The 18,459-nt window shown below is 48.5% G+C and carries 16 protein-coding genes and 1 pseudogene; 10 read left to right on the top strand and 7 right to left on the bottom strand.

Translation table 11 applies throughout. From position 1 onward, the window contains the following. The first annotated feature begins 148 nt into the window (after positions 1-148). From F4X88_05100 to F4X88_05070, 7 genes are all read left to right on the top strand, one after another. A complete protein-coding gene (locus F4X88_05100; protein MYA55650.1) occupies positions 149-685 on the top strand; it encodes an HNH endonuclease in 537 nt (178 codons plus the stop codon). Between the two features lie 3 nt (positions 686-688). Further along, positions 689-1,072 (top strand): ribonuclease P protein component, encoded by a 384-nt coding sequence (gene rnpA, locus F4X88_05095; protein MYA55649.1) that lies wholly within the window; start codon positions 689-691, stop codon positions 1,070-1,072. Further along, on the top strand, positions 1,059-1,364 hold the full coding sequence (gene yidD, locus F4X88_05090) for a membrane protein insertion efficiency factor YidD (GenBank protein ID MYA55648.1): 306 nt from the start codon (positions 1,059-1,061) through the stop codon (positions 1,362-1,364). Before rnpA ends, yidD begins: the two co-directional genes overlap by 14 nt. 91 nt (positions 1,365-1,455) lie before the next feature. Further along, complete coding sequence (gene yidC, locus F4X88_05085) at positions 1,456-3,279, top strand: membrane protein insertase YidC (protein MYA55647.1); 1,824 nt, start codon at positions 1,456-1,458, stop codon at positions 3,277-3,279. A 1-nt stretch (position 3,280) separates the two neighbouring features. Further along, positions 3,281-3,904 (top strand): protein jag, encoded by a 624-nt coding sequence (locus F4X88_05080; protein MYA55646.1) that lies wholly within the window; start codon positions 3,281-3,283, stop codon positions 3,902-3,904. A 189-nt stretch (positions 3,905-4,093) separates the two neighbouring features. Further along, positions 4,094-5,482, top strand: a complete 1,389-nt coding sequence (gene mnmE / locus F4X88_05075) for a tRNA uridine-5-carboxymethylaminomethyl(34) synthesis GTPase MnmE (protein ID MYA55645.1) — start codon at positions 4,094-4,096, stop codon at positions 5,480-5,482. Between the two features lie 466 nt (positions 5,483-5,948). Beyond that, positions 5,949-6,605 (top strand): hypothetical protein, encoded by a 657-nt coding sequence (locus tag F4X88_05070; GenBank protein ID MYA55644.1) that lies wholly within the window; start codon positions 5,949-5,951, stop codon positions 6,603-6,605. A gap of 101 nt (positions 6,606-6,706) precedes the next feature. Here the strand turns inward: F4X88_05070 and F4X88_05065 are convergent, their stop codons facing one another. From F4X88_05065 to F4X88_05035, 7 genes are all read right to left on the bottom strand, one after another. After that, positions 6,707-7,417, bottom strand: a complete 711-nt coding sequence (locus tag F4X88_05065; protein MYA55643.1) for an rRNA pseudouridine synthase — start codon at positions 7,415-7,417, stop codon at positions 6,707-6,709. Continuing rightward, positions 7,414-8,055 (bottom strand): HAD-IB family hydrolase, encoded by a 642-nt coding sequence (locus F4X88_05060; GenBank protein ID MYA55642.1) that lies wholly within the window; start codon positions 8,053-8,055, stop codon positions 7,414-7,416. Before F4X88_05060 ends, F4X88_05065 begins: the two co-directional genes overlap by 4 nt. Beyond that, the gene (locus tag F4X88_05055; protein MYA55641.1) at positions 8,052-8,804 is read right to left on the bottom strand and encodes a pyridoxine 5'-phosphate synthase; all 753 of its coding nucleotides are present in this window, start codon (positions 8,802-8,804) and stop codon (positions 8,052-8,054) included. Before F4X88_05055 ends, F4X88_05060 begins: the two co-directional genes overlap by 4 nt. 20 nt (positions 8,805-8,824) lie before the next feature. Then, a complete protein-coding gene (locus F4X88_05050; GenBank protein MYA55640.1) occupies positions 8,825-10,249 on the bottom strand; it encodes a Glu/Leu/Phe/Val dehydrogenase in 1,425 nt (474 codons plus the stop codon). Positions 10,250-10,376: 127 nt separating this feature from the next. Next, on the bottom strand, positions 10,377-11,237 hold the full coding sequence (locus F4X88_05045) for a hypothetical protein (GenBank protein ID MYA55639.1): 861 nt from the start codon (positions 11,235-11,237) through the stop codon (positions 10,377-10,379). Positions 11,238-11,308: 71 nt separating this feature from the next. Next, positions 11,309-12,334: an alkaline phosphatase gene (locus F4X88_05040; GenBank protein ID MYA55638.1), complete on the bottom strand. Its 1,026-nt coding sequence runs from the start codon at positions 12,332-12,334 to the stop codon at positions 11,309-11,311. A gap of 125 nt (positions 12,335-12,459) precedes the next feature. Continuing rightward, positions 12,460-15,627 (bottom strand): hypothetical protein, encoded by a 3,168-nt coding sequence (locus F4X88_05035; GenBank protein MYA55637.1) that lies wholly within the window; start codon positions 15,625-15,627, stop codon positions 12,460-12,462. A gap of 225 nt (positions 15,628-15,852) precedes the next feature. Between F4X88_05035 and F4X88_05030 the strand changes: the two genes are divergently transcribed. The 3 genes and pseudogenes from F4X88_05030 to F4X88_05020 all read left to right on the top strand — a co-directional run bounded on the left by F4X88_05030 (position 15,853) and on the right by F4X88_05020 (position 18,415). After that, positions 15,853-16,722, top strand: a complete 870-nt coding sequence (locus F4X88_05030) for a sugar phosphate isomerase/epimerase (GenBank protein MYA55636.1) — start codon at positions 15,853-15,855, stop codon at positions 16,720-16,722. Positions 16,723-16,904: 182 nt separating this feature from the next. Then, positions 16,905-17,990, top strand: coding sequence for a mandelate racemase/muconate lactonizing enzyme family protein (locus F4X88_05025; protein MYA55635.1), 1,086 nt, complete (start codon positions 16,905-16,907; stop codon positions 17,988-17,990). A 128-nt stretch (positions 17,991-18,118) separates the two neighbouring features. Further along, positions 18,119-18,415 (top strand): annotated as a pseudogene (locus tag F4X88_05020) (transposase). Positions 18,416-18,459 lie beyond the last annotated feature (44 nt).

The following is an 18,459-nucleotide window of genomic DNA, read 5'->3' as shown; positions in this document are numbered from 1 at the left end:
CGATGTTTCCGAACCCCGCCACTCTGACAACTAATCCCTACCTTATCCCTGACAACTGACAACTGATAACCGATAACTATTACGATTTTAGTTGCAATTACACGAAAAATGTGTTAAAATTCATAAGAGTTAATGTGGTTAAAGCCAGTTGTCTAAGTTAGAGGGCATGCAAGTGGAAATATCTGTTTTAGTACTTAACGCCAGCTACGAAGCAATCAACGTTTGTAACCTCAGGCGCGCTATGAAAATGGTTTTTAAGGGCACTGCACAGACTGAAGAAGTCTCTGATATTGAGATTCATTCACCCAGTGCTGCGATGAAAGTACCACATGTAATTCGGTTAGTAAACTACGTCCACGTCCCGCGCAGCGTTGTCAAATTTTCACGGAGGAATGTTCTCGTCCGCGACCAGTATACATGTCAATACTGTCATTGCGAGTTCCCAGCAGCGCAACTCACGATGGACCATGTGATACCCATCTCTCGCGGCGGAGAAACGACATGGGAGAACGTTGTGACGGCCTGCAAAGAGTGTAATAACAAAAAGGGCAGTAAAATGCTCTATGAAACGCGATGGAAACTGCAACGTCAGCCGAAAACACCGTCAATTTTGACCTATTTGCAACTCAATCGTCACTTTCGCGGGTGCCACCCATCGTGGAGAAAATATCTGTATATCAACTAAATCATGCACGATCCGAAAAAACTAAAAAAACGTTGGGAATTCCAGCGTGCCTATCAGAAGGGCAATAAGTATTGGAATCGCTATTTTGTGATATACGTCTTCCACAACCATTTCAATAACCTCCGATTAGGAATAACCGTCAGTAAAAAAGTCGGAAAAAGCGTTCAGCGAAATCGGGTCAAAAGGCTCATTCGCGAATCGTTTCGGCAGTTACGCCCACGCATAAAAACTGAATATGACATCGTAGTCGTCGGAAGAACACCAGCCCGTCGACTCACGTGTCAAGAAGCAAAAGATGGATTGTTTCACCTCTTTCGGAAAGCATTTATTTTAAACAATCCACCCAGCGACACGCTAAGGCAAGGTAGAAACGATGGCAGTCGGTAAGGATAGAAGCGTGCCACATTGTAAGCACTGCGAAGAAGGTAACAACCAACATGGAAACCGGCGGATACGCAATAAATTGGACGGGACGGTGATACTTCTACAACTCATCCGCTTTTATCGACGCTTTATTTCGCCGTTCTTTCCACCGTCCTGCCGATTCTATCCGACATGCTCGCAATATGCCCTCCAAGCGTTAAAACGCTACGGTGCCCTCAAAGGGTGCTGGTTAACAATTAAACGACTTTCAAAATGTCACCCTTACCATCCCGGAGGCTTTGACCTTCTAAAATAGCAGGAAGGAACGCACGTCAACATCAAAACGCATATCCTTCCGCCCCAAAGTAAAATTAAAAAACACAAAAAGTGAGGAGCGTCTAATCTCGATGGGAGTACGTTATATTCTTGCATTGGTTCTAATGATTGCAGTGATGATCGGATGGAGCCTATTTTTCGGCAAACGTTTTGCCCCGCAACCCGAGGACCCCGCAACTACCGAGACACCAGCAGCGCCCAGTCCAAGTGAGGCACAATCGGGCACTGCAACACACGGAACACTCGATGGAACTGATGCGTCCGTGAGTGCTGACCTCTGGACACCCGTTGAGGAAAGTCCAGACGATGCAAAAGTCAGCGTCCAAACCGATAACTACACTGTTGTTTTTAACGAAAAACTCGCAATCCCTAAACAGTGGCAATTAAATCATTTTCCAGACAGGACGGACGCAGACAAAACCCCTTTGAACCTAATTCCTGAAAACGCACTTAACTGCCTTGCACTTCGGTTCGGTAATTCGCAGCTCCAACTTGATTCACTCCGTGCCAGGTGGAAGGCTGACAAATCGGAAGTTAACATCACAAATGGGCAAACTGCTGAAACACTTGTCTTCAGGACACAAATCGGAGAAAAATTACAGGTCGCAAAGCTGTTCGCCTTCAATCCGGACAACTACTTCGTTGATATGGTGCTAACCTTCCAAAACGTCTCTGATGAACCGCTGCTTATGGGTGGAACCGAACCCGCAAATGGATACCAACTTCAGTGGGGACGCGGTATTAATGCCGATCTGCTTCCACATGAAAAAAAGAGCGGCAAACGTGGACGACGCGGCAGTGAAGGCGCAAAAGCGTATATCGGTGAAGACAAACCGAGGCGTGAACTCAAATCTGAACGGGCGTTAGCCACGGTCCTCTGGGCTGGCATGGACAGCCAGTACTTCAGCGCATTGATGATTCCAGATCAGCAGCTGGCCGCTACCTATAAATTTATAGAAACACCACAGGCAGATGTTACAACCGATATTGCTGTCACCGCACCAACAGAGACCGCCGCACTCGTCTTGCCGAGTTTTTATCTCGCACCACAGGAAAAGAAAACGCATGTTTTTCGGCTCTACGTTGGTCCCAAGGACGATACGATCCTAAAAGGTATAGAAGCACCGAATGCCCCTGAAAACCCAGTGCGTCTCTCGAAAATCATTGATTTCGGATTCTTCTGGCCCCTCGCATGGGGAATGCTCTGGATATTTAAAGGGTTTCACAGTGTTGTTGGAAACTACGGCGTCGCGATTATCCTCCTGACTGCTTTGGTGAAGGTCATCTCTTATCCCTTCACACGCAAAGCACATAAATCTATGAAGGAGATGCAGAAACTTCAACCGCAGTTAGTGGAATTGAAGGAGAAATACAGGGATGACCCGCAGAAACTCAATCGCGCCACGATGCGACTTTACAAGGAGCACGGCGTCAACCCGTTAGGGGGCTGTATACCATGGCTCCCACAAATTCCTATTTTTTGGGCACTCTTCGCACTGCTTGGAAGCGCAGTGGAACTCCGTGGAGCACCCTTCCTTTTATGGATTGATGACCTTTCTGCTCCCGACACTTTAATCGAACTGCCTTTCACGATTCCATTGATTGTCACGCAAATAGATGCCGTCCGCCTATTACCTATAATAAACGGCTTAACAACCTGGCTCCAACAGAAATTCGTCGGCAATATGGCACCAACAACGGACAACATGCAAGCGAAATTAATGCAGTTTATGCCTCTCATTTTTATCTTCATCTTTTATAACTGGGCATCCGGGTTTGTGTTGTATTGGTTGTGTAATAATGTTTTCACGATAGCACAACAATACTTACAAAACCGAACCGAGACTGACGAGGATCAATCCACACCAGCAGGCACGAAAAGAAGGAAAAATTAAAATGCAGCACTACATCGAAACCGAAGGCGATACTGTGGAAGAAGCAATTGAACACGCCCTCACCGAACTTGAAGCAACTCGCGATCAAGTCACGATTGACATCGTCAGCGAACCTACGAAAGGGATTTTAAACTTCGGTGCTAAACCCGCGAAGGTCCGCGCAACGCTCAAACAAGATGTCTCTTCCGCACCGGAAACGATTCTAAAGGAAATGCTCAACCGGATGGGAATCGACGCGGAGGTTGAATCGAGTTTTGTTGACGGAAGCATACACCTCAATATTGCCACCGACAGTCCTGCCCTACTCATCGGGAAACACGGGCAAACCCTTGATGCAATCGAACGTTTGCTTAATTGTATCGTCAACAAAGCCTCGCTTGTAAAAAGACGCGTTTTTGTCAACACGGAGGGCTATCGAGAACGCCGGGAAGAACGACTCGTCGAAATGGCACACCAAGTCGCTGAAAAGGTCAGGTATACGGATCGGGAAGTCGTCCTTGCACCGATGTCCGCACGCGATCGCCGTATCATTCATGTTACCTTGAAAGGAGACGAGATTGTGTCTACCTACAGCCAAGGCGAGGGTGAAATGCGACGCGTCGTCGTCACAACACAACAACCTTAAAAGGATTGTCAGTTATCGGTTCGGGGAATCAACGGTATGGAGTTCTTATGGGCTTCCTCGTCTCCGAAAATCCTTCAGTTGTCGGTTAAGAGGCTTTCGTTTAACAAACTCCTCTTGTAACCGATAACCGAAAGCATTGCGTAGCAATGCGCACCGATAACCATCTATCTGAAAACCGATAACTATTCTATGAAGTTCCACGATACGATTGCAGCCATCGCAACAGCACGCGGTGAAGCCGGCATCGGCATCGTCCGAGTGAGTGGGGACCTTGCCCGACCGATTGCTGCTGAATTATTCCAATCACCGCGCGGTGTGTCTCCCACAGAACTATCAACGCATACACTTACTTATGGACACGTCATAGATACAAACGCATCCGATGAAGTCATTGACGAAGTGCTACTCGGTATCATGCACGCACCCAACACATATACCGGTGAAGACATCGTCGAATTTAACTGCCACGGCGGAATCCTGACACTCACGACAGTGCTGGACCTGGTGGTAAAGAGTGGGGCACGGGTCGCCGAACCCGGAGAATTTACAAAACGTGCCTTTCTCAACGGAAGACTGGATTTAGCACAAGCGGAAGCAGTTGCCGAACTCATCGCCTCGAAAACAGATCTCAGCCGAAAGATCGCTATAGACGCACTCGCCGGAAAACTCTCTGATACTGTCAATTCTCTCAGCGATCGACTCGCTGACTTGCTCGCAGAAATTGAAGCTTCCATCGACTTCCCCGAGGAAGATCTGGATTTCATGAAGGTAGAAATGCAACTTGAAGCGGCGCGTGCTGTTCAGAACGACTTAACCACACTCCTCGACACCGCCGATGAGGGTAGAATTATCGCGGAAGGAGTTAATGTCGCTATACTCGGAAAACCCAACGTCGGAAAATCGAGCCTGCTCAATGTACTCGTTGGTGCGACACGTGCAATCGTTACAGATATACCCGGCACAACACGCGATACAATTGAAGAAACGATTAATATCAAGGGCATTCCGTTGAAACTTATTGATACCGCTGGAATTCGACAGACAGATGACATTGTAGAGCAACAAGGCGTTGAACGGAGCAAAGCGGTGATTGACAGGGCAGAGCTGTTACTGTTGATGTTCGATGCTTCGCAACCCCTAAATAACGCAGATTTGGAACTCTTACAGATAGCGCAGTCAGCCAAAGCAATTCTTATTCTCAACAAGGTGGATCTACCAGTTGTGACACCGTCAACGGCATTGCTTGTGCACTGTCCTAAGAAACGGATTGTTGAGACAGCGATTCCTGAGGACAAAGGACTTGATACCCTAAAGTCTACGATCTGTGAAGAATTACTGGGAGGCGAATTAAGTGTCGGTGAATCCCCCATTGTGACAAACGCTCGCCACCAAGAAGCGCTCCGACGCGCCAGCGAAGGACTCAATTATGCGATAGAGAGCCTCGAAAACGGTATGCCTCCTGATCTCGTTTCTGTTGATCTGCAGATCAGTTTGGATGGTCTCGGAGACATCGTTGGTAAGACGACAACTGAAGATATTTTGGATAGAATCTTCTCTCAGTTCTGCGTCGGAAAGTAAAAAATGAGAACTTTTATCGTGATTGGGTGTGTCTATTTCCTGTAGGCGAGCAGAGGGAAGCGTTTTGGACACAACATCACAAAGGAGTGAGTCATGTTGGGAGCAAAACAACAGTGGTGCCCTCGCTGTCAAATGTGCAATAATGCTGTTGAAATAAATCAAATCGTAAGTAAAATAAGACGTTATTAAACAAAAAAGGAGAAAATTGATGTTCAATTCTGTTTTTCGCCGCATATCACTCGGTGTTCTGCTGCTGATGGTAGGCACTGTCCCCGCACTCATCGCGAGCGACGAAATTAAATGGGAAAAAACGCTTGAGGACAGCCTGACAAAAGCCGAAAAAACCGGCAAACCGATGATGATGGACTTCTATACCGATTGGTGAGGGTTTTGTAAGCGGCTGGATGCCGAAACGTTCACGGATGCACGCATTATTGAGCTTTCTGAGAAGTTTGTTTCCGTCAAAGTGAATCCCGAAGATAAGAGTTATCCGCTCAATGAAGAGACGCGGAGTCGGTACGGAGTCACTGCTTACCCAGCAGTTCTGTTCGTCAGTCCAGATGGAGGTCTCATCCAAAGGGTTTCAGGATTTCTCACACCGGAACAGTTTTCACCGATTATGCAAGATGCTTTGGCAAAAGAGGAAGTCTTTTCAAAGAAACTCGACGAACTCAAGAAGAAGCCAGACGATGCCAAACTCAACGCTCAAGTCGCGCTGACCTATATTGAACGGAACCAGCTTGAAAAAGCAGTCTCGTTTAGTGAGAAAGCGTTTGAGCATGATCCGAGAAACCGGACGAAACTCCTCCCCGACCTACACAACCGATTGGGACTCGCTTACGGCGGACTGGTTGAAAAGGCGATGCTTGAGAACACCGAAGAAGCGGAGATGCACTTTCAAAAGGCTGTCTCTCACTTCAAAGTCGTCATAGACACGTATCCGAAAAGCAAGGCACATGAACCCGCCCAATACTATCTCGGCGTAACATACGCCATCAAAGGGAATTTTGAAGATGCGATCGCCATGCTTGAGAAGTTATCCCACCATGCTAAGGATAAGAACGTAAGGCAAAATGCTGAGGCGATGCTGGAACGGGTCAAAGATTTGGCGAGTTCGAACTAACAATTTCTGGTAGGTGCGGTTTTGCGGCGTACTCGCCCCAGTGAATGCCACACGGAGAACCTTCATACCGTTGATTCATGCGACCTGCATTCCAACCGTACCTATAACATCAACGCAGCAATCTCATCTGCGGTTAGAAGTCGATACTGTCCAGACGGAAGATTCCCTAACCGCAAATTGCCGATTCGGACCCGCTTCAAACGGATGACTGGGTGTCCAACGGCTTTAAACATTAACCGTACCTGCCGTTTCTTTCCCTCGTGGATCACGACCTCAAATTTCGCTGTCGCGCCATCTTTACTGACTCTTAAGCGCTTGACCTTCGCCGGTGCCGTTCTGCCGCTCGGAATTGTGATCCCTTCACGCAACCGCTGAACCGCTTCGTCGCGCGGCACACCTTTCACCCACACGAGATAAGTTTTCTCTACTTCATGGCTCGGATGTAGCAACCGATATGCAAAGTTTCCGTCGTTTGTGAAGAGAAGGAGTCCTTCGGTCTCCAAATCTAAGCGTCCGACAGGATAGATGGTGTCGGACAGGTCCGAGACGAGGTCCATGACGGTAGGTCTCCCGCGTTCATCGTGGCGCGTCGTTAAACAGCCTGCGGGCTTATTCAGCATCAAATAGATGTGTTCTGCTAACGGTTCAACCTGTTTCCCCTCAAATTCAATAGTATCGATTCCCACTTCAATCGGGTGTCCCGGAACCAAAACAGGTTCGCCGTTGACAGTGACTAAACCGGCATGGATGCTCTTTTTTACCGACCGCCGCGAGGCGATTCCTGAGGTAGCAATATACTTTTCAAGTCTCATTTTTCGATGTCCCAACCCTTTTCCGTTGCAATTTGCCGCAATTTTCGGTCGGGGTTGACGGCAACTGGGTGTCCAAATAACGCCAGTTTATGGGCATCCGTGTGATGGTTTCCGTATGCGTAGGAAGCACTCAGGTCAAATCCATGTTCAGTCGCGAGCTGGTGGGCAAGTCTCGCTTTGTTTGCCGCAAAAGGGTGCAATCCGATACGTTGTCCTGTAAATCTTCCATCAACGACTTCCAATTCGTGCGCGACCATCATATCGGTTTGAAAATGCTCATGAAACGGCTCAACAAGGAACGACAACGAACCTGACATGAGAATAACCGTGCGTCCTTCGGCACGGTGGGCGTGGATCAAATCGGGAATGTGAGGCGCGATGCTCGCACGCAACCTCTCGACAAAACAGCGATGTGCAATCTCATGGATGTGATTCTGTTCTAAACCGCGGAGATAGATTTTGTTGGATTTTGCCACAGGTAAGGACTTAACTCTCAGAAAATTGGAGGTCCACGCAAGCAGATTCGGTATGGGGATCTCACCGTGGTTCAACAGATATGTTAAAAAAACCTGTTCTGAGGAGAGACGGATGATCGTGCCATCTAAATCGAAAATGGCACATGTTTTAGATGCTGTCATGTCGTCTGTTGCCCTAATGCGCGTCGATAGGCTTTAACAGCGGCTTCCATCCCGATATAAAGTGCATCCGCCATGAGATGGTGTCCGATGGAGACTTCAAGAAGGCCCGGTAATTTCTGCATCAACGGTAGGTTTTCAAGATTCAGATCGTGTCCAGCATTGACACCCAGCCCTAAATCTACCGCTTTTGTCGAGGTATTTTCCAATAATGCAAATTCATGTTCAATTTCCGACTGTGTCTGTGCCATCGCGTAAGGTGCAGTATAAAGTTCAATTCTGTCTGCGCCGATGTCACGTGTTCTCGCTATCTGTTCCATGTCTGTTCCACTAAATAGACTCACACGGATATCAGCATTTTTCAACGTTTCGATGATCGGTTTCAGCATATCCCCATCTTTGCGTATGTCCCAGACGGTGTGACTTGTTATTTCACCTACCACGACTGGAACAAGCGTGCATTGTGTCGGTTTTGTACGTAGCACCATATCAATGAGGTCAGGTCTCGGATCGCCTTCGATGTTGTATTCAATGTTGAGGGATTCTTGGGTATTGATTTCTATTAACCGTTCAGCGATGTCCTGCACATCTGCTGGGGTGATATGACGCTGATCCTCGCGTGGGTGCACGGTAATGCCTTGCGCACCAGCGGCGACACAGGTATTGACAGCGGTGAGAACATCCGGAATATCACCACCTCGGGAGTTTCGTAATGTTGCAATTTTATTGACATTCACACTTAATGCTATCATTTTTTCTCCATCAGATCCTTTTATGGGAAAATACCTAACTGCATATAGGATTTCGCGATTTTGTGGATGGCGTTGATATACGCCCCCGTTCGATAATCTATGACATCGTTTTTGTTTCTGTGCTGCATGCAGATTTCACGTATCTCCTGATAGGCGTTTATCATCGTATCCTGAAGACCAGAGTTCACCAAATCTTCCTCATCAGCACCATGTATGAACTCACGTTCCTCGTCTGAAAATGTATAACCAGTCGCCTTCTCAACAGCGCGACGCATCACGTGTTGCGTTTGGTCCTCAAACCGTTTGCCGAGCCTCCCAAATTGGACATGCGACAGATTCCGAAGCCACTCGAAATAGGAAACGGTGACACCCCCTGCGTTGAGGAAAGTGTCCGGTATAATCATAATCCCCCGTTTTTGGAAAATTTCATCAGCAGCAGGTGTTGTGGGTCCATTTGCAGCTTCAGCGATAATAGCGGCTTTGATTCGGGGCGCGTTTTCTGCTGTCAGCTGATTCTCGAGCGCAGCGGGAATGAGAATATCACAGGCTAATTCCAGACCATCGCTCGGATGCTCAATGCGTTCAGCACCCGGATACCCGCGGATTGATCCGGTTTCCGCACGATGTGCGGCAACTTTTTCGACATCAAAGCCTCGTGGGTCATAGATGCCACCATTTCGCTCTATAATCCCAATGATGTGAGCATCCGCCTCTATCAGAAACTTCGCAGTATGATAACCGACATTACCAAACCCTTGGACAATGACACTTTTTCCCTGTAGACCGGCGGAGAGCCCAAGCGGTTTCATATCCTCTGCGAAGCTGCATGCTTCTTCCAAACCGAAGACGACCCCGCGTCCGGTAGCCCCTTTCCGTCCCTGGATCCCGTTTTGTTCGATCGGTTTACCTGTTACGCACGCAATAGCATTGAGTTTGTCAGGTGCCATTGTAATATACGTATCCAAAATCCACGTCATTTCGGTTTCGCTGGTCCCAAAATCAGGCGCTGGCACATCTACCCCGGGTCCGATGTAATTCTTCTGGATCAACTCATACGTATAACGACGAGTAATGCGTTCCAATTCACTTTCGGAATACTCGCGTCTATCCAATTGGATGCCACCCTTAGCACCACCGAACGGCACATCTACAAGCGCGCACTTGTAGGTCATCAATGCCGCAAGTGCCATTATCTCGTCTTCGTTGACGAGGGTGCTGTAACGAATGCCCCCTTTTGTCGGAAGGATATGATGGCTATGTTCCGCGCGCCATCCGTGAATAGTTTGAATAGTGTCGTCGTCCCGCTTTATTGGAAATGTGAAGTGGCAGGAGTTATTACATATCTTTATCTGCTCCAAAAGCCCACGCGGATAGTCAGTGAACCGGGCAGCCTTGTCAAAATCCTTATTCACTTTCTGGAAAAACGAGAAACTTTCGGTTTCCATGATGCTCAACCTGAATGTAGGAATGGTTTTCAGTTGTCAGTTATCGGTTATCAGTTACAAGAGGGCGTTGTTAAACGAAAACCTCTTGTCTGACAACCGAACCGACGACTGATAACCGTTTAGCTTACTAACGTTGTCGGATGAACTTTTGAAGACGGGCATCCGCTTGAACTTCACCGACATAGATATCGCCGCGCGAATCCAACCAGATACCGTGTGGGCATGCCATAAATTCACCGGGGACGCTACTGCCGCGTTCGCTACCCCATTGGGAAACGACCCCACCATCCAAGGTCATAATCGTGATACGTTGATCCAGTTCAGCGATATAGACGAGTTCATCTTCACTGATGTAGATCGTGTCTGGATGTGCCAGACCTCCCCATTCTTCAATGTACTCACCATCGAGCGTGAAGAATTGGATACGATTGTTTTCTCTATCGGCGACCATGAGCCTATTGCGCGGATCAACTCTCACACAATGCGGGAGGTTAAACTCACTCGGACCTGTGCCGGGTTGTCCCCACGATTTAATGAGCTCACCATCAGGTGAGTATTTATGGACGCGGGCGTTGCCATAACCGTCGGTGATATACAGTTCGCCATCAGGACCGACTGCCAAATCTGTCGGCTTGTTGAAAGGATCGCCTTCCGCACCGGGTACGTCTGGTGTGCCGAGCGTCATCAACAGTTCACCGTCCGTAGTGAACTTCCGCATAACGTGTGTGTCCCGTTCCGTACAATAGATATTATCGTCGGCATCGATGAAAATCCCGTGAGCGTCCTTAAGAATATCATCTCCCCAAGAATTGAGAAAATTGCCGTCCCGATCGAAGACGACCATGGGATGCTCGCTGCGACTGTAAACATAAATGCGATCCTGTGAATCGACAGCAACAGCGGGAACCCAACCAAATTCCCAACCCTCTGGAAGGGTCCACCAATTTTCTTGCACAGTATATTGATGTGTGCCTTGTCCAAAAACCATAAATTTTCTCCCTACTCCAAAATGAATTGGCAGCTATTTTAGCAAGTTCATCGCGATTTCTCAAGGAAAATTTACTGACATCCTACTATCTTAATAAGGTCTGTATTGTTCATGATGCCTCCTACCCGTTCAGCGTTTCTACCCCAACCGTAAAGCGGCACGTTACTGACGGTGTGCCCACCTGTACTCCAAGAAATTTCAGGAACGTGTCCCTCCCCATTATTTTTATGAACTTTCAGCCCTCCCGTTTCGTGGTCGGCAGTAACAAGAATAAGGGTATCGTCTCGTTCAGAAACGCGGTCAACAATGATTTGGACCGTTTTGGAAAACTCAATTGTCTCCAAAATGTTGCGTTCAATGTCATTAGAGTGTCCGGCATGATCAATACGTCCACCCTCAACAAGCAAGAAAAACCCTTCTGGGGCATTAGAGAGGATGTCCAATGCTACTATCGCCATCTCTGACAGATGGGGCAAATCGTTGGGACCATCGAACATGTATGGGATATTCGTATCTCCGAACTGCCCAGAAACATAGTTTTCAATGTCGGTATTGAGGTTCAACAATCCCTCTCGCTCGCTCACAACGGTATAACCTGCGACTTCGGCATCTTTCTCAGTGAGTCCATTGCCACCGCCGCCCAAAAGGACGTTTGGGCGAGTAAGATGAAGGTAATCGTGGGCAATATCGGTGAGGTTGTTGCGTTCGGGGTTGTGTGCAGCAAATGCTGCGGGGGTCGCGTGGGTGATGTAGGTAGTTGACACAAGTCCAGTCCATCTGTCTTGTGCCTTGAAAATTTCTAAGAGCGTCTTCAATGGAGAACCGCTACCGGGGAATTCCATACTGATGACACCGTTGTTGACTTTGTGTCCCGTTGCCATAGCGGTTGCAGCGGCGGCAGAGTCTGTCATAGGTGAGTTTGCTGCATAAGTCGCCATTTCTGCATGGTGTGGGAACGCTTCAAAAGACAGGGTGCCTGTTTCACCATAGGCATAGTATCCCGCGGCTTTGACTGCTTCAAAGCCCATACCGTCTCCTATGCAAAAAATTACATTCTTCGGAGAGCGAGAGTCAAAAAATGGCAGTTCGGATACCATGAATGCCTCCTCGGAGTTGTATTCTTAATGTCAATGCGGTTTCACAATCCCAAAACTAAAACCTTACTGGGTTAAAAACTATAATTTTGAAGTCTACCATACATAGGTGTGTATCGCTATGTCATTTACTTGACAAGAATCTCATTGAAAAGAGCACGGGTCATCTCGGTCCATTTTCCGTAGTCCTGCAAAAACGCTTCTGCAGCGGGTCTATCGTTACTGCCTGTATATCCGAGACGGCGCGCCAGCTGTCCGAGTTCCGCGCGATTTTTCGGCAGCGCGTCCAACGCCCGATCGTGAACAATACGGAGGGCATTCTCGACGCGTCTCAGAAATTGATACGCCTCCGCGAATCCATCACACTGTGCCTCTGTCAGCACTCCAATCTCGTGCAATCTCTCAATCGCGAGGGGTGTGTTTTGCACACGCACAGCAGTTTCCCCGCCGCCATGCACCAATTGAAGGGTTTGAACGGCGAATTCTATATCCACAAGTCCGCCGTAGCCTGACTTAACATTAACTGTGGATGTCTGTGCTTTGCCACCGCGTCTCCGCCGAGTGGATGTCTTTCGAGTCGCTTGTGCTTCTTTCCGTTGGCGTGTATGCACAATCTCGGCGATCTCCTCAGACGTTAAAGCATCCCCATAACAGAAGGCGTGGGCGATTTTCAAGAATTGGTTGCCAAGGTCTTCTATGTCTCCCGCGACAACACGCCCACGTGTCAACGCCTGACGTTCCCAAACCTCTGCAGTATTATCGTAATAATTCTGATATCCTGCCAATGGCAGGGCAATCGCACCCCCTGTCCCGTGTGGACGGAGCCGCAGATCAACTTCATAGATACTCACGCCACTGCCAGCAAGTCGATTTACTAACTCTAAGCCGATAGCTGAAAAATACTCCACATTCGGCGTACCTTTTGTCGTCTCACCATCTGCCGAATAGACGTACATAACGTCTAAGTCTGAACTGAAATTCAATTCGCGTCCACCAAACTTACCCATTGCAATGATCGCGAACGTTACGGGTGTTCCATCGGGCGCAAGTGGCGTGCCGTGTGCCTCACGAAGTTCCGCCTCAATTTCTGGGTAAATGGCTTGCAACGTCGCTTCGGCTAAATCAGAGAGTTCTTGCGTCGTATCGGGTAATGTCGCGTTTCCAAGAATATTTCGCAAGGCGATACGCCAGATCTCATCGTTTTTATAGCGCCGCAACATAGACAGCAGTCTGCCCTCCGGTGCCTCCTCGACCACTTGTAACGCCCCCGTTTGCTTCTCGGCGAGCGTTTTGGAACGTTCTATCAACGTAGGGACCGTCAGCAAATCAAAAAGTTCGGGACTCGCGATGAGCATATCTGCCAGATATAAACTCGTGCCACAGACCCGCGTCAGCACTTCAAGTGTCGAGGGCTTCTCAGCGAACATCGTGTAGTAGCTGCTCCGCGCACCCACTTTATCTGTAAACGCCGAAAGGTAACGGAGTGCCATGTCCGGATTCGGGGAGTCACGCAAAACATTTAGGAGTGTCGGCGCAAGTTTAAAGAAAGTCCGCCGCACACTCGGTGAGAATTGAATACCATCGCCCCCGTTCGCAAGTTGTTTTAAAAGACGCTGCGCGTTTCGGACGTTTTCAAAGCGGAACGTGCTCAAGAAATTTTCTAATTGATGCGGATCCTCTTCGGAGAGTAGAACGGCGATGTCAAGCCCATCTTCAGATTGAATTGAAGTCGTAGTGATCTTTTCAAAAATGGCGCGCACCTGTTCAGTATGAACGCGATAATCTTCTCGAAACGCCGCCAGCGCATCCGTTTCTGTGGTATGTGGGTACCCCACGCGCCGGGCGAGTTCCCGTTCCTCCGTTTCTTTCTCTGGGATTAGATAACGCTGCTGATCCGCTTCGAGTTGGATGCAGTTTTCAACCGTGCGTAGAAACCTATAGGCAGCCATAAGCGCGTCCGCATCCTCTACACTAAGGAGTGTGTTTTCTTTTAACGCCGCCAGCACTTCCAAAGTATTGTGTGAACACAGCGACTTTCGCTTGGCACCGTGAATCATCTGAAGGCACTGGACCGTGAACTCAATGTCACGGATACCCCCCGGACCGAGTTTTACATGTTTTTCGAGAGTCGCACCTTCACTGACGAGCCTTTCCTCTATTCGTGCTTTAGTGCGTCGGATATCTGCCTTAATCTCGGTGAGTGTCACGCCATCTAAATAACGCTGATAGACAAACGGCTGGATCATGCGAATGAACTCATCGCCAAATGCCATATCCCCAGCGACAGGGCGCGCTTTAATTAAAGCTTGACGTTCCCACAAGTCACCCCATCCTTCATAGTAACTCTCGTAACTCTCCATCGAACGAATGATAACACCTGCGCTACTTTCCGGGCGCAAGCGGATGTCAACGCGAAAGACGTAGCCCTCTGGCGTTATCTCACTCATCGCCTTGATGAGAAATTCGCAAAGGCGTGAGAAGTACTCGCTATTGTCAGTTCGCATATCCGTCCGGGCATCATCCGAATACACGAAAATAAGATCAATGTCAGAACTGAAGTTGAGTTCATAGCCACCTAACTTTCCCATCCCGATGATAGCGAAACGACAAGGTGCAGTGCCTTCTTCATCGAGGGGTGTCCCGAACTTCGGTTTCATCACTTGGTCACGCCCGATTTCGTAACAGTGTTGTAGTGCAGCTTCAGCCAAATTGCTCAACTCTAAAGTTGTTGTTTCAACATTTGCCACCTTAAGCAGATCGCGCAATCCGATACGAAGCGTTTCCCTCCGTTTATATCGCCGCAAGATACGGAGTTTCTGCTCTACCGAAGCGAACCTTGAGATGGATTGCTTAAGCTCCTGATACATCATCTTCGAAGTTTTCTGTGTCTCTATTACATTCGGATCGATGATGTCATAGAAATATTCAGGTGTGCGAATTAAAATTTCAGACAAATAGGTAGATGCACCGAAAGTTAAGATGACAGAACGTATGATATGCGGCGCATCTCGCAGTAGATGATAGAGCGATCTGCGATTAAAGGATGCCTCTGCAAAACGTGAAAAACGATTTAAGGCGGCTTCAGGGTTTGGTGCGTCTATGGAGGCTTTCAACAAGCGGATGGCGAAGTCCGCAAAGCAGGTCTGGATGTCTGTGTTGTTGGTGGTGAGTTCTTGGAGGCTGCGCAATATAGATTCGCTGTCTACATGACCAGCTCTATCGGCAGTATTGGATAAAATCCGATGAATTTCTTCTCTCTGACGTTGTGGGAGCGACAATTCTGTGTAATCTATCATTTCCTTTCTCCTCTCTCTATGCAACGCTAAGATTAATGCTATTTTATCACGTTTTTGGCTGCATTGCAAACCAATTTTCTAATCATGAGTTCCTGTAGAACGGAACTCCGATTCCGCATACCTGACTCTACTAATTGTCGCTTGCTGGCTGCCACTGAAATCCTCTTGCTATTAACACCACACTGTGCTAATATATCGGGAAAGTTTCAAAGGAGATAAGAAACTATGTTTAAACTCGGCGTTATCAACGACGAAGTTTCACAAGACTTTGCTACCGTTGTCAATTTTGTAAAAGAATTCAATCTACACTCCATCGAAATCCGCTCCGTCTGGGACAAACTCCCGCACGAACTCACGGACACGGACATCGACGAGATGAAGCGCTTACTCGACGACACGGATATCGAGATTATTGGGATCGCCTCCCCGTTCTTCAAATGCGATATAGACAACGCCGCGGAACGGAAAGAACATCTCGATATACTCAAAGGGTGCATCCGGACGGCAAAGGCGTTTGATACCAATCTCATCCGAACCTTCGTCTTTTGGGACACTGGTGAAACCGAGGCGCGGTGGGATGAAATTATCGCCTCCTACGATGAACCGCGCAGAATGATAGACGGCGAAGGCATCGTCCTCGGCATGGAAAACGAATCTACCACCTCGCTCCGCACTGCCAAACTCACAGCGGAATTTATTGAGCAGATTGATTCCCCGAATATCCGCGGTATCTGGGATCCTGCCAATGAAGCACACGCGAAGGGGGGCGAGACCCCGTATCCCGATGCCTACAACCGCATGAAATCGACAATGATCCACGCGCACCTCAAAGACGCGGGTCCGAACCCCGATACAGGCGAGATAGAATCCGTTCCCGTTGGCGACGGCATCATTGACTGGCAAGGGCAGCTGCAAGCCCTCATTGACGACGGCTACGAAGGACATCTCTGCCTTGAGACGCATTGGCGACCCTCACTGAAAATTGACGAAGCCATCCTCAACCGTCCAGCAGGGCAAGCCTTCTCTGAAGCTGGTGACGAAGCCTCACGCATCTGTATTGAAAACTTACTGGCGATGATTGAGAACCTAAAATAGTGTTCTGTCAGCCTGCACTTGAAGGTCCGTTCGTAGTAGTGCGATTTATCGCACGTTCCCATATCAAGAACGGGCAATGAATTGCCCTACTACAAACAAAAACAGACCCTCATCATTTGAAAATGGACAGAGCTGTAGTAGGCACACGCCGTGTGCCGTAACCGGGTAATAACCAAACTCCAATGAAAATTAAAGCAGTTCGGACATCCCTTTACGACATCCCACCCGAAGTGGAACGCGTCGATGCCATTCAAACTTTCGTCTCTATGGAGTTTCCTTTCGTTGAAATTGAAGACGCAGATGGTGTTGTAGGAACAGGGTTCTCTTACACGATCGGTAAGGGTGGGGAAGCGATTAAGCAGACAATGGATGCCTACCTCACACCGATCCTCCTCGAAGAGGATGCCGCCAACATCGACCGGATTTGGAATCGGATGTGGATGGAGACACACTGGGTCGGGAGAGGGGGCATCGTCGGTTTAGGTATGGCAGCAGTCGACATCGCCCTCTGGGATCTCATGGCAAAGCGCGCAGGGGTGCCGCTCTACCAACTCCTCGGTGGGGCAAGATCCGCTGTCCCTGTTTACAATACAGATGGTGGCTGGCTACACCTCGCTGAAGACGAACTCGTTAGGCAATCCGTGGAATTTGTGGAGCAAGGCTTCAAAGGTATCAAGATTAAGGTCGGACGAGATAGTCTCTACGAAGACGTGACACGCATCTTCGCCGTCAGAAAGGCGATCGGGCAGGAACCCTATCTCATGATTGATGCCAATATGAAGTGGAACGCCCGCGAAGCCATTCAACTCGCCTATCGTGTCGAAGAAGCAGACCTCTTCTGGTTTGAAGAACCCATCGAGGCAGACGATGTTGCCGGTCATGTGACCCTGCGTGAGAAAACCACTATCCCGATTGCTATTGGCGAGACCATCTACAATAAATACGTCTTTAAGGAATACATCGCGCAGGGCGCGGCGGATATCCTACAAGCTGATGCGGTCCGCGTCGGTGGTATCTCCGAATGGATGAAGGTGGCACACATGGCGGAATGCTTTGGGCTTTCCGTTTCACCACACTTCCTGATGGATTTGCACGTTCATCTCTCTGCGGCTGTGCCACATTCACTTTTTGTTGAATACATCCCTTCGCTTGATCCGGTCCTTGACGATACCTTGACACTTAAAGACGGACATTTTTCGCCGCCTGAACGTCCGGGACACGGCATTCTGTTCAATAAAGAGAAACTCGCCCCCTATCAAATTTTTTAAACTTTCCTTGGGGTTCGGTCAGTTGGGTTTGGGTATTGACGTGTCTTTCCGTATATCCGCCCTCCGCTACGCTTACGGGCTACATTTTGCGGGCACATAAGAGAGAGGTGCACTGATTAGCGTGTATGTTACAATTTACGAACTTGCTGAAAAATAGAAAACTTGCCAAAGCACTGTCAGACGCTGCACTTGGCGGTTTCCTTGAGAAGATCAAGACGAAGGCAGAAGCACTGGGTATTCGGATTGTGCAAGCAGATCGGTTCTTCGCAAGTTCTAAGACGTGTAGTGCGTGTGGACACAAGAAAGACGACTTAACGCTGTCGGATCGGCAGTATCACTGTAGCGACTGTGGTGTGTTTCTTGATAGAGATGTCAACGCAGCAATCAACTTAAGAACCCTCGCCGCGGGGCACGCGGAGAGTTAAAACGCTTGTGGAGTTTGTGTAATTCCTCCACTTGCGGGAGGTTA

This window comes from Candidatus Poribacteria bacterium (genome assembly GCA_009839745.1).
Taxonomy (GTDB): domain Bacteria; phylum Poribacteria; class WGA-4E; order WGA-4E; family WGA-3G; genus WGA-3G.
The sequence above is the reverse complement of the archived record's forward strand: the minus strand, read 5'-3'. Positions and strand labels throughout refer to the sequence as shown.

What these genes read in the sequence shown, in the direction of transcription:
- rnpA (MYA55649.1), top strand. Translation starts at nt 689, where the DNA reads ATGCACGATCCGAAAAAACTAAAAAAACGTTGGGAATTCCAGCGTGCC.
- yidD (MYA55648.1), top strand. Translation starts at nt 1,059, where the DNA reads ATGGCAGTCGGTAAGGATAGAAGCGTGCCACATTGTAAGCACTGCGAA.
- yidC (MYA55647.1), top strand. Translation starts at nt 1,456, where the DNA reads ATGGGAGTACGTTATATTCTTGCATTGGTTCTAATGATTGCAGTGATG.
- F4X88_05080 (MYA55646.1), top strand. Translation starts at nt 3,281, where the DNA reads ATGCAGCACTACATCGAAACCGAAGGCGATACTGTGGAAGAAGCAATT.
- mnmE (MYA55645.1), top strand. Translation starts at nt 4,094, where the DNA reads ATGAAGTTCCACGATACGATTGCAGCCATCGCAACAGCACGCGGTGAA.
- F4X88_05065 (MYA55643.1), bottom strand. Translation starts at nt 7,417, where the DNA reads ATGAGACTTGAAAAGTATATTGCTACCTCAGGAATCGCCTCGCGGCGG.
- F4X88_05060 (MYA55642.1), bottom strand. Translation starts at nt 8,055, where the DNA reads ATGACAGCATCTAAAACATGTGCCATTTTCGATTTAGATGGCACGATC.
- F4X88_05055 (MYA55641.1), bottom strand. Translation starts at nt 8,804, where the DNA reads ATGATAGCATTAAGTGTGAATGTCAATAAAATTGCAACATTACGAAAC.
- F4X88_05050 (MYA55640.1), bottom strand. Translation starts at nt 10,249, where the DNA reads ATGGAAACCGAAAGTTTCTCGTTTTTCCAGAAAGTGAATAAGGATTTT.
- F4X88_05045 (MYA55639.1), bottom strand. Translation starts at nt 11,237, where the DNA reads ATGGTTTTTGGACAAGGCACACATCAATATACTGTGCAAGAAAATTGG.
- F4X88_05040 (MYA55638.1), bottom strand. Translation starts at nt 12,334, where the DNA reads ATGGTATCCGAACTGCCATTTTTTGACTCTCGCTCTCCGAAGAATGTA.
- F4X88_05035 (MYA55637.1), bottom strand. Translation starts at nt 15,627, where the DNA reads ATGATAGATTACACAGAATTGTCGCTCCCACAACGTCAGAGAGAAGAA.
- F4X88_05030 (MYA55636.1), top strand. Translation starts at nt 15,853, where the DNA reads ATGTTTAAACTCGGCGTTATCAACGACGAAGTTTCACAAGACTTTGCT.
- F4X88_05025 (MYA55635.1), top strand. Translation starts at nt 16,905, where the DNA reads ATGAAAATTAAAGCAGTTCGGACATCCCTTTACGACATCCCACCCGAA.